The sequence below is a fragment of the Pantoea anthophila genome, assembly GCF_026104315.1.
GTDB classification, from domain to species: Bacteria; Pseudomonadota; Gammaproteobacteria; order Enterobacterales; family Enterobacteriaceae; genus Pantoea; species Pantoea anthophila.
This window is the reverse complement of sequence record NZ_CP110474.1, coordinates 32,798-44,385: the sequence shown is the minus strand read 5'-3', so window position 1 is coordinate 44,385 and position 11,588 is coordinate 32,798. Positions and strand designations below refer to the sequence as shown.

General features: G+C 49.5%; 9 protein-coding genes. 5 read left to right on the top strand and 4 right to left on the bottom strand.

All coding sequences use genetic code 11. From position 1 onward, the window contains the following. Nucleotides 1-26: 26 nt before the first annotated feature. Nucleotides 27-584: a fimbrial protein gene (locus OJ965_RS20815; RefSeq protein ID WP_154929201.1), complete on the bottom strand. Its 558-nt coding sequence runs from the start codon at nucleotides 582-584 to the stop codon at nucleotides 27-29. Nucleotides 585-2,060: 1,476 nt separating this feature from the next. Here OJ965_RS20815 and OJ965_RS20810 point away from each other — a divergent pair. The 4 genes from OJ965_RS20810 to OJ965_RS20795 all read left to right on the top strand — a co-directional run bounded on the left by OJ965_RS20810 (nucleotide 2,061) and on the right by OJ965_RS20795 (nucleotide 8,166). Continuing rightward, nucleotides 2,061-2,651 (top strand): helix-turn-helix domain-containing protein, encoded by a 591-nt coding sequence (locus OJ965_RS20810; RefSeq protein WP_033736875.1) that lies wholly within the window; start codon nucleotides 2,061-2,063, stop codon nucleotides 2,649-2,651. A gap of 35 nt (nucleotides 2,652-2,686) precedes the next feature. After that, nucleotides 2,687-3,322 carry a helix-turn-helix transcriptional regulator gene (locus OJ965_RS20805; RefSeq protein ID WP_058957524.1) on the top strand — a complete coding sequence of 212 codons (636 nt, stop codon included), beginning with the start codon at nucleotides 2,687-2,689 and terminating at the stop codon, nucleotides 3,320-3,322. Between the two features lie 147 nt (nucleotides 3,323-3,469). Next, the gene (locus tag OJ965_RS20800; protein WP_072215489.1) at nucleotides 3,470-3,715 is read left to right on the top strand and encodes a putative hemolysin; all 246 of its coding nucleotides are present in this window, start codon (nucleotides 3,470-3,472) and stop codon (nucleotides 3,713-3,715) included. Between the two features lie 506 nt (nucleotides 3,716-4,221). Further along, nucleotides 4,222-8,166: a S6 family peptidase gene (locus OJ965_RS20795; RefSeq protein ID WP_265139334.1), complete on the top strand. Its 3,945-nt coding sequence runs from the start codon at nucleotides 4,222-4,224 to the stop codon at nucleotides 8,164-8,166. Between the two features lie 80 nt (nucleotides 8,167-8,246). Here the strand turns inward: OJ965_RS20795 and OJ965_RS20790 are convergent, their stop codons facing one another. The 3 genes from OJ965_RS20790 to OJ965_RS20780 form a co-directional block, all read right to left on the bottom strand. After that, nucleotides 8,247-8,450 carry an Hha/YmoA family nucleoid-associated regulatory protein gene (locus tag OJ965_RS20790; protein ID WP_009093180.1) on the bottom strand — a complete coding sequence of 68 codons (204 nt, stop codon included), beginning with the start codon at nucleotides 8,448-8,450 and terminating at the stop codon, nucleotides 8,247-8,249. Further along, complete coding sequence (locus tag OJ965_RS20785) at nucleotides 8,443-8,880, bottom strand: PACE efflux transporter (protein ID WP_154929203.1); 438 nt, start codon at nucleotides 8,878-8,880, stop codon at nucleotides 8,443-8,445. Before OJ965_RS20785 ends, OJ965_RS20790 begins: the two co-directional genes overlap by 8 nt. A 308-nt stretch (nucleotides 8,881-9,188) precedes the next feature. Further along, a complete protein-coding gene (locus OJ965_RS20780) occupies nucleotides 9,189-9,791 on the bottom strand; it encodes a YceI family protein (protein WP_154929267.1) in 603 nt (200 codons plus the stop codon). A 660-nt stretch (nucleotides 9,792-10,451) separates the two neighbouring features. Between OJ965_RS20780 and arnB the strand changes: the two genes are divergently transcribed. Then, a complete protein-coding gene (gene arnB, locus OJ965_RS20775; protein ID WP_265139333.1) occupies nucleotides 10,452-11,588 on the top strand; it encodes a UDP-4-amino-4-deoxy-L-arabinose aminotransferase in 1,137 nt (378 codons plus the stop codon).

The window sequence follows — 11,588 nt, the reverse complement described above, 5'->3', positions numbered from 1 at the left end:
AAATATTTCGCATCCATGCTGATTTTTTATTTGTAGATGATGGCGTATTGCATTGTGGCTTCCACCGCACCGGCAACTGCGTCCTTTTCAACGGCGACATATTGCGCAGTATAGGTTGCAGAGGCATTTTTTACTCCGGCAGCAAGAGTCAGATGACCCTGGCCGATATAAGAAGTACCTTCACCAAAAGTAATAACTTTATTATCTTCTTTATTACTCACAATCTGAATTTCTACATTTTCCGCAGCACCTTCGGTTGCCAGGTTACCCAGATTACCCGCCTTAGTGACATTATTACCGCTAAGCTGGGTAGAGATTGTTGTGGCATCAGTATCACTTCCTGTACAGCCAGTAACACCAATTTCAAAAGTTGTCTTACCCGCGACATTACCATTTGATAACGCAGAGGTGCTGATAGTTGGCAGGAGCACCAGAGGTTTAGCGGTGTTACCATTGACTGTCACGGTACAGGTTTCTCCTGTGACCAATCCCTGGAACGTAATTGTATTGTTGGAGACCGCAAATGCCTGAGAAGCTAACAGTGCAGATACTACAGATGCGGTTAAAAAGGCGATTTTTTTCATGTTCAAATTCCCTATTGAAAGTTGGACTGCGTTGACGTGCTACAGACAGGACAAATAATCTTGTCCGACCACTTAAAGGTTAAGCCCGGAGGCAATCTGTTGCTTCTGAAGTAATCTTAATAAAGCTTAATTTAACTTCAGCGTGGCTGTATCATTCCCAAATGAGAAGGGTGCTGACATTCAGGGTTAATATTTTTGCCTTTTGTTAATAGGTGAAGATAATGTTAATTTGTATACATTTATACAGAGACGGCCTATTAAGCCATGTTTTCTGTGACCAGGGTGCGATAAAAAATCCTCTGTAACAACATTTACCCTCTCAGGTACGTTAGCGCATCGGGACTTTCAACCCGATGGGGTGCTTTAACGCCTTTCCACACTATTTTTTAATCTGTCACGCTGTAGGTTTTATTTTTTACAGAGTTAACTATCAGTCACCTTCTCGGTCCTTCTGAATTCGTTGCAGAGGCCAGTTAATGGAGAATCTTCATTATTCGGCAGCACATTGCGTACTGCATGCTGAATCAATCTGCTCATCGCCTTTTCGTATAATAAAGCGGTGGTATCAGATGTGAAGTGAGAAAATTAAGGCGAGTAATGTTAAACGTCATCTCATAAGAGCACTGCTCAGAAGTCACAAGAGATTAACTTTTAACGCGAAACAGTGATGCCGATAGGCAGCCTATTGTGTCAGGGATTCACTTTCTCTCCCTGTAGGGACGCCTGTTAATATCCGGTTCAGGGCAATGAGACTAGCGGCGCCAGCTCTGCTTTAAAGGTGCTGGCTTCTGAGATCGCTGCTGGAATCAGGCTACTGGAATCAGCCATAACATTATCATTTGTGCTGAGAAGTGAAACGCACCGAAAAGAGGTTCTGAGTGCATTGGATTTTAAAACTGAAAATCAAATATAAGTCAGAACATAAATCTAAATGCATGGCGTTTTTTAATTTAAATCTCCTAATTGACATCGTTATGGTTTAATCATTTCCAGGGAGTGATGTTGAGTATTTTTAATTTTCCAGGAGAATTAACAATGATGCCAATGTGATTCTGACCTTTTCATTTATCGGCTTTCTTTATTGAAGTGCATACATTCATGTTAATACTGTATCTGTTTCATAACATGAAACTTCAAATGAATATGTTGGGTTCTCTTTTATAGAAAAAAGTTATAACAGTTTCAGTAAGTCACGGCATGATGGGTTAATATGCTAATTGAGTGACTTTAAAGCGGTGTAATGTATGGTTGCTGCGCCACTGTTTGGCGATGTACTCTCCCTTTTCGCATGTTTATGGTGTTGAGTTTCACAGTTCCTGTTTTACTATAGTCAAGCCAATTACGTATTTTATCCGATATCAGAAGTGTGAACTGGAAGATTGTCGTACACCAGGCGAAAAAGAAGATTATAAAAACCAGCTTTACTAATTTTGCTACTAATCACTAACCTGTGTTAGTTAGATTGAGTTGATTATTATGTATAGAGTGACTGAAAATCATGAACGAATCATTGATGCACTAGCAGGATATACGCAGGTGGCTAATCCGGATGAGATCTCGCGCGGAAAACGCCGTTACCACCTGACGAAAGATAATGTGCGTCGGGTTATGTTTATTCTTGATGGCGATTTTTTGCTCAAGCTCAAAAGTGAAAATAAAGTGCTTAACATTGTCTCTGCTCCTTTTGTTGTTGGTGTCACACCGGCACTGGATGAGCCACCGGTTTATCTGGAGAGAATAGATTACGGCAAAGTCAGTTTCATTGATTATGATGTGTTCTGGCGGCTGATTTTTGAGAAAGATCTTTTCAACGATGCCATGTCCGTTCTTTCAGGACAGTATTCAGATCTGATGGACTACATCCAGCTGCCTAAGAGCAACTCTTACGATGAGGTTATTTCTTTAATCGGACGCTGGGAAAAACTACCGGCTCATCTGAAGAAACGTTTCTCTGCCCTGTATCTGATTGAAAATAGTTCGCACCTTTCCAAAAGTTCAATTTGCAGAGTACTTAAAGAGCTTAAAGAGAAAGGCGAGCTTGTGCTGGTTAACGGGAAGTTTACCTGAATTTATGGAGGTTTTTGAGATGCCTGAGGAGAAAAATGGATCTTAAAGTCATTTGTACAGAAGAGAATTATTTCTTCAGGATAGGCATCTCAAAAGTGATTGAGGGCGCATTGTTAACTGAAGCTAATGTGGAGTTTTTGTCGGGTTTTGACAGCCACAATCTCAGGCAGGCTGATTTTATCCTGATCAATGTTTCGCAATGGCGTTTATATATGTGTCAACCTGCGTACCGGGATCGGAAGCCCGGTAGCATTATCATGGTTTTTGTTAATCAGACTGACGATATTATGACAGAGCAGCTTCCGGTCTGTTATCGCTCTCTGGTTGTTATTTCACGACTTGATTCTGTTCGTACGATATCTCAGAAAGTCATCTGTTCCTGGCTGGCCTTTCAGGACAGGGTGCACGCTTTTTTGCCAGCGGATTGTCTGCATTGTGAGTTCGCTCGCATAACAGTGGTGCAGTTACAGGTGCTCAGCCTTTTAAAAAAAGGTTACAGCGTCAGACAGACGGCGAAACGTCTGGATCTGTCAGAAAAAACCATCTATGCGCACAAATATAACGTGATGCGAAAATTCGCCTTGCGGGGTGATATGGAATTTAACGCATTTATTAACGATCTCTCTCTTCTGGAGCTTTACAGAGGAGTCATAAACTCTGTTGAGGTTTAATTGTTCCGGGTCGTTTGACGGGTAGCAGGGCAGACGATTCTCTGCTGCCGCAGGGTCACAGTAAATGACTGACGACAGGGCAGCTGTCAATCAGAGTGCCACCCTTTCATTCTCTATTTTGAATACGTTATTCCCGAGGCTTTCATTATGCGTATAAAACAGATGTCCGGCATTTCAGTGATGCTGCTGGCTTTGCAACTTACAGCCTGTGCTCCACACGCTCAGCAACCGCAGCGTATGACAATGCGTAATCCTGCCAGCGTCTGGTGCCTTCAGCGTGGCGGCCAGGAAGTAAAGGGAATATCTCCGGCAGACAGTACCCTTTACTGTCTGCTGCCGTCTGGCGAGCATATTGAGCAATGGGCACTGTATCACCGCGACCACCCGCAGTAATTTCAGACCTCGCCTGAATAGAGTTACCTTTTCGATTCAGGCGAAGGCTTCCCGAGCTAATATTTTATGTTTACCCCCACTGTCACGAAAGGGTTTTTCTTTTTACCTTACATAAAACAGATCTGTCTTCAGACAGCATATGGTTTTTTCTTATCCATATGTGTCTGTTTGCTTTTATTTTTAGTCAGCTATTCAATCTAAAGCCTTTCAGGTCTATGTTGATTTAATATTAAATTAATAACCATTCCATTCTGGTCTTTATTTTATTGTCATTCTGTTCAATAGCTTATCGATGTCCTGCTGGTGTATAGCCTGTTTTTTTTGATGCTGGTCAATATCAGTACCTGTTGTGGATTCAGAGAGGGATTTGCCAGGTGATACTATTTGTCAGATTAAAATCTTCTCGAAAATAATAATGGCCGCATGAGGATATTCTATTGATATATTTCGGGCGCGCGGCGCTATGCTGCACCTTTTTTAACTGCACTGCTTCGTATGCTGGTATTATGCTTAATGATATCGACGTGCAGACCTATCGGGACTTTGCCGAAAACCTGGGTAACTATAATGCCGGTGCAATGAATGTTCCGGTTTATAAAAAAGAGGGATCACTTTCTGACTATCTTCGTTTTCCTGTTCCCGATTTTGGCGGAGTCTCTTCGTCAGGTTATGCGACGCTCGTCTCGCCTTCCTATGTGCTGAGTGTTAAGCACAATACCGGTTATAAAACGGTGGAGTTTGGCAACGGGGCCGGATACGCCACCGCTTACCGTCTTATCAATCGCAATGATCTCAGCACGCAGGATTTCCATGCGCCACGCCTTGATAAGGTCGTCACTGAAGCCGCCCCCTATTCTTATGTCTCCAAAGCGGACTTTCTGTCTGACTATAAATCACGTTATGCCTGGTATACGCGGGCAGGAACAGGAACACAGGAGCAAATTAATGATGAGCAGACGACGCGGGTACGCCTGACGGGTGCTTACAACTGGAAATCGGGTGGCACTATCAGTGCGGCGAATGTGCGCGACCTTTCCAATAATAGCTATCTGCGCTACTACAATCTTGGGCCTGACGATGCAGATACCACACCCCTGTCAATCGGAGCTAATGCCGGAGACAGCGGCAGTCCGGTTTTTGCCTGGGACGACATCGGGCAGCAATGGAAACTGGTTGCGGTGCACGTCGGCTATGACGCTGACAGCGGTCTCTACCGCAAGCGCGCCGTCGCAGGTTACATCCCCGGTGATTTTGTCGCTTCAGTAGAGGCAGCCAATACCTCGCCGGACGTTGTTGATCGCGCCGGAAATGGCACGGTTTTATGGAACGACGATGCAATAAAACAGGATGGCGTTTCATGGTCCTGGTCGGGGCTGACCTCAGCCTATGCGTCCGTCGCCCCTGCTAAAGCCTCCACATCTGAACTGGATGCCACGAAAGATCTTCGTTTTAACGGAGATGGTGGGCTGATCACATTAAGCACACCGATCAACATGGGCGCGGGAAAACTCCAGTTTTCCAGTGATTACACCCTGACTTCAGCCAGCGGCGTGAACGCAACCTGGGCAGGGGGCGGGGTTGAGATAGACGCCGGCAAAAAAGTTGTCTGGCAGGTTAACGGGTTAGCCAGCGATGCGCTGCATAAAATTGGCGCGGGCACGCTCCACGTGAAGGCTGAAGGCGTGAATGCGGGCTCACTGAATGTGGGCGACGGCAGCGTTATATTGGATCAGCAGGCTGATACTTCAGGTAACAAACAGGCCTTTTCCGCCGTGACGTTAGTCAGTGGCCGGCCAACTGTCGTGTTAAACGATGAGTATCAGGTCGCGACTGACCAGATTTTCTTTGGCTATCGCGGTGGTCGTTTAGATTTAAATGGCAATGCGTTGACCTTCAAAAAAATTAATCATACGGATGGTGGGGCTAAACTGGTCAACCACAGTGGTACCACGGCGACGCTCAACATTACGGGCAGTACCGCCGCCGACGTCCCTTTCTACACCTTCAGCAGCAGGACTCCTGAAGGAACGCCAGGTAACATTTATGTTTATAACAATCCCTATACGAAGGAGACCGAATATTTTCAGTTAAATACTGCCTCATACTGGTACTTCCCTACCGATAAATCGTCGACGAAAACCTGGACTTATCTTGGTACCGACGCAAATGAAGCTATCAATCACCGTCTGACGCAACTTAACGTTCAGGCTTTTCGCGGTTTTCTTGGTGAGACACGGGAAAATATCCTGAATGGCGCGATGAACGTTAACATCCAGCCGCGCAACGCGACGGCCATTACTGCCCTGACCGGTGGAATGAATCTGAATGGCGATCTGAATGTGGATAATGGCACGCTGATTCTGTCGGGACAGCCCGTGGCGCATGCTGGAGGAGTGGTGATTGATGACGACTGGCGCACCTCACTTTTCAGCGCCAGGCAGATTAATGTGGGTGCCGGGGCTTTTTTCCAGGCGGGAGAGTACGCTGGCGTCAAAGCGAATTTTGTTGCTGCTGAGTCAGCCACGCTCTCATTTGGCTACAATGACAGCCCGCTGACAGGGGAGAAGAGCTGGCGTTGTTATGCTCCCATTTACGCCGATGAGACTCGCTGCAGTCAGCCTGTACGAAGCGCAGAGACGCTGGCGCGGCTGCCTGCCAGTGAGGTTGAAGGTGATGTCCGGCTGGCAGACCATGCGTCGCTCTATCTGGGTAAAGTAGATTATCAGGGTGCGGTGACATCATCCGGCAGCAGCCAGATGACCCTGGCGTCAGACGCAAACTGGAGTATGACCAGCCACAGTAACGTCACATCGCTCCGGGCACAGCGTGGCGCTTCGCTTTCGATGGTGCCAGCGGGTAGCTGGCTTCCCAAAACGCTAAGCGTTGATACCCTGGACGCAACCGGGCTGAAGCTGCTGCTGGGCGCTAAACCCTCAACAAGTGAAAACGATCGGCTGATGGTTAAAAACGCTGTCAGCGGAGGCGATAATCTGCTGGACGTGAGCCTGTTACTGGGCAACGAAGGGCAGGCCACCTTATCTCAGGATCTGGTGATGGTGGATGCCCCTGCTGGCACGTCACACAGCTACTTCTCCTTTGCTGACAGTTACAGCGGATTCAGTGTTTACACGCCGAATTATGAGGTGAAAGACAATAACAATCGCGTGCTATGGGTGCTTGAAAGCCGTAAAACGGCAGAACCAGAACCAGAACCAGAACCCGATGCCACGCCGGAGCCGCTCCCTGTACCGGATATCGCGCCAGAGCCCGCGCCGGTGACAGATGTCACGCCGGCACCAGAGCCGACGCCTCTGCCGGATGTTACCCCGGTTCCGGAACCCGCACCTGTATCAGACGTCATCCCTGTTGCAGACGTAACGCCAGAGCCCACCCCGGTAACGGATGTGACCTCTGACCCCGAGGCTCCAGCAGAGCAGCCAGCCGCTGCTGAAAAAGAGAAAGCAAAGCCTGAAGCGCAAGCAGAGGCGCAGGCTACAGCAGAAGCCGAAAAGGACACCCAAAAAACCGCGTTCAATCCGGATGAGTGGTTCACGGTTTATGACAACCAGCCACTGATTCAGCAAACCCGCGCTTTGATGGCCGCGCGGCAATATATTGTCAGTGAGGCTGTCAGCCAGCTGCACAACCGGACAGGGAGTCTGCGCGCCTTCCCGGATCGCAGCGGCAGCTGGGCCGCAATTGAGCAATCACAAGGGCATTTTCTGGGCCTGACGAGTGACCAGCAGACGCTGAATGTCGGCTGGGACAGGCGCGGCGGTGCGCACACGGCAGGCGTCAGTGCCAGCTACACCCTGGGTGAGGTGAAAGGAGGGGGACAGGAGAAACACCGTCTGGCCACCGTGGGGGTCTATCATTCATGGCACTCTGATAGCGGGTGGTTTACGGATGCCGCCAGCCGCTATATGTTTCTGACTCAGGAAATAAGCCTCGATCCTGCATTACGCATCCCGGGGGTGAAAAAGGAGAGTCACATAGTGGCGGGGAGTCTGCGCACCGGCTATCAGTTTCGTCTGGCCGACGACACGATCTCTGTTGCGCCTTTTGTCGGCGTCAGCGCCGGCATCCTGTCCGGCTATAGCCTTAAGGGGGAAGATGCGACAGTCTCATTAAGTTCAGCCACGCCCTGCTTCACCACCAGTGGGGTGATGGTGCAGAAACGCGGCCTGGGGACTTTACTGCCAAAGGTTAATCTTAATGCCAGCCTCTCTTATCACGCTTCACCGGGCAGGAGAGGATCCACGACCATGCTCTCCGATCGCCAGTCTGACCGGCGCTACAGCGCCTGGTCTGATGACCGCTACCGCAGCAGTATCGGGCTGGAGGGCGAAATTCTCCCTGACCTTTCTGTGAATGCAAAAGTCGATAGCAGTTTTGGGGGCGTCTTTAATACGGATTACAGCGGGCTGATCGGGTTGTCATATCATTTCTGATCGCGCACGGTTTCCTGCTCGCCGGGCATCACGTCATTACCGGATGACGTGATGCCCTGTCTGCTGATTATCTGACCGGATCAGCAGACCAGTCGCCAGACATCTGCAGGTACTTCAGTGAAGGTCTCATTCATTATCAGCTCGGCTTTGCGATGATCGTAGGCACCTTCAAAGGAAGAGAGATCGTCATAAGGCAGTTTTTTACGCATATAGCTTGTCACGATATCCAGGATATCCCTGGAGGGGCAGTTTCTTAACTTTTCCAGATAATAGACTTTATTCATAATGTGTTTGCAATTCTCTTCCATAATCCCATAGCAGATTGAACAGACAGGTATAAACCAGAAAGAACAGCACCAGACCGCATTCAAGCTTCAACGCTGAAAGCAGCGAGATATCCAGCCACCATGCGGCAAAGGGGATTAATACCACTAACAACCCCGCTTCAAATAACAGGGCGTGAAGGCATCTTATCCGCCAGCTTTTTTTTATGCCTTTTCGCAACAGGAACTGGTCAAACAACAGGTTAAACAGATAGTTCCATCCCATCGCCAGTGCTGATGAAGCTACCGTCAACAGTGCCGACTGCGCAGGCGCCGCGGAGGCGCAGATCATCAGAATGATGAACACCAGACAATTGGCGACCACCTCAAAGACGATGGCATGCAGCACCCTTTCTGTTGTCGTGCGCATCGGGGATAAAGCGTGTTCCAAACCAGATTCTCATAATGTCGTCAGTACGCAGATCTGCCCTGGCGTGCCGTAATATCCGTCGGGCCCGCCCCGTTGCGATCTTTCTGCCTGCCTGTTAATTGACTGATGCAGGCTGTCCGGTTCTCTCTGAACACGCAGTTCATAAACGTTAAGCCGCACCAGAAGCAATATTAACGCCACCCCGAATTCATAAAAGATTAAAGCTGCGAAAACCGCATATATAGTTTTTTATTTTGGTATTCAGGTTGGCTATAGTTTTTTAGCCTGACCTGAGCGTTTATATTGCGAGTCAGGTTAAGGGACAACCCTTATCGGGACGAGGTTAACGGTGAGGACAGCGGCCGCTTCACTTCCGCCGCAATGGTCAGTGCAATGTTGACGCGATCATCCACCACGCCGACCAGCCGATCCACCCGGAATGCCGTGCGGGAAATCGCGGTCGAGGCATGCAGGGCCAGCGAATCTGAGGCGGGGTCAAAGGCCTGTCCGCTGTCGAGCGTGGCCAGCATCACCACTGGCCGGCTGACATCTTTGACCGTTAACAACCCGAAAATCCGGTAATCAGCGCCCCCCATCGAGGCTACGCGGCTGCTGACGAAGTGAATCTGCGGATAATGCTCTGCATCGAAAAACAGATCGCTTTTCAGTTGCCAGGTTAACAGCCTGTTTGAGGCCACCAGCGTCGCGACCGGAATGGTGACGTCGATATGGTCATCACGCTCTTCATCGCGATTAAGCGTCACCGTGCCGGTCACGCCCTGCAGTGTGGCTTGAGAAAAGTCATGACCAAAGGCACGCCATGAAAGGCCGATCGACGTTTTCTCAGGCGCGATGGTATAGGTGACGGGGGCGGCGTAAAGCGCCGGGCTGAACAAGGCGAGCAGAGCGTATAAGCAGGCGACACGGTTCATCACTATTTTCTCATTCTGAGCGGGCTCAAACGCTGACGCCTGAAACCGCGATTTTATTGACTTTGTAACACTGTTTTACCTTTCTGTCGTGACGTATGTGACAAATATTAACGTGCTGTCATCTGAGATTCACGAAACGTTAACGGTGGCCGCCGTCTCAGCGCAAAAATAACGGGAAATATTAAGAATACATTAAGGCGGGAATATTGGATCTGACGTTTGCCGGGATTGTAAGAGGGCGGTGATTAATCATCTGCGTTCTTCAGTAAGCTATTTTTATCTGAGAGGCTCCCTGACCGGACATAATGGAAAGCCGATCATTCAGCGGCAGATTCCGTTGTTTTATAAACAAATCATCAATCAATCAAAAAGAAGTCTGCCCGGAGGCGATATTAATGCATATCAGTGAACTTTTTCAGAAATGACCAAATGAACCCTGCATTAATTTATTGTTATTCATTCCCTTCATTTAATGTTCAGTTAACTTTCGTGCGCTAGTTTGTATTACCCGTCCGGCAACCCCTATTCCAGAAATGGACGCCTGGGGTAAATAACATCCCTGCCGGCGGATGATAAATCGCTATTTAAGTTCTGTTTCCGGCGTTGTGCCTGATTAATTTCGCGCGATCGCTTATGGGTTTGATCTGCAGGAGTTTTAGCATGGATTTTTTGCCTTTTTCCCGTCCCTCATTGGGTGATGAAGAGCTGTCAGCCGTGAAAGCGGTCTTTGACTCGGGCTGGATCACAACCGGCGCTCAGTGCGCCGGACTGGAGCAGGCCTTTGTCCGGCTGACCGGCAACCTGCACGCGATTGCCGTCAGCTCTGCCACCGCCGGAATGCACGTCACGCTGATGGCAATGGGAATTGGGCCAGGTGATGAGGTTATCACGCCCTCCATGACCTGGGTTTCCACGCTGAATCTGATCACACTGCTGGGCGCCACGCCGGTCATGATCGATGTGGACCCTGATACCCTGATGGTGACGCCGGAACAGATTGCGCAGGCGATTACGCCCCGGACCCGCGCCATTATTCCGGTCCATTACGCTGGCGCACCGGTCGATCTTAACCCGATCTACCAGCTGGCTGAGCAGCATAACATTGCCATTATCGAAGATGCGGCACATGCGGCAGGCACGACCTATCACGGAAAGCCGATCGGGCACCGCGGCACGGCAATTTTTTCGTTTCACGCCATTAAAAATATCACCTGTGCGGAAGGTGGCCTGGTGGTGACCGATGACGCCGCGCTGGCCGATCGCATACGCAGCCTGAAGTTTCATGGTCTGGCCGTTGATGCTTTTGATCGCCAGACGCAGGGCCGACTGCCGCAGGCAGAAGTGATGATGCCCGGCTTTAAATACAACCTGCCCGACATCAGCGCAGCCATTGCGCTGGTGCAGTTACAGAAACTGCCCGGTTTCATTGCACGCCGCCGCGAGATTGCCGAACGTTATCTTGCCGCGCTGCGCGCACTGCCGTTCACGCCGCTGTCACTGCCCGCCTGGCCTCATCAGCATGCGTGGCATCTGTTTATTATCCGTATTGATGAACGCCGGTGTGGTTTTTCGCGTGATGCGTTTATGCAGGCGCTGAAGGCGCGCAATATCGGCAGCGGTCTGCATTTCCGGGCCGCCCACACCCACAGATATTATCGCGAGCGCTATCCCGATTTACGTCTGCCCGCCAGTGAACGCAACAGCCAGCAGATGTGTTCGATCCCCCTGTTTCCCTCAATGACGGACCAGGATGTCGAGCGCGTCATTCAGGCGCTGCATGACATTGCCGGAGTCTGA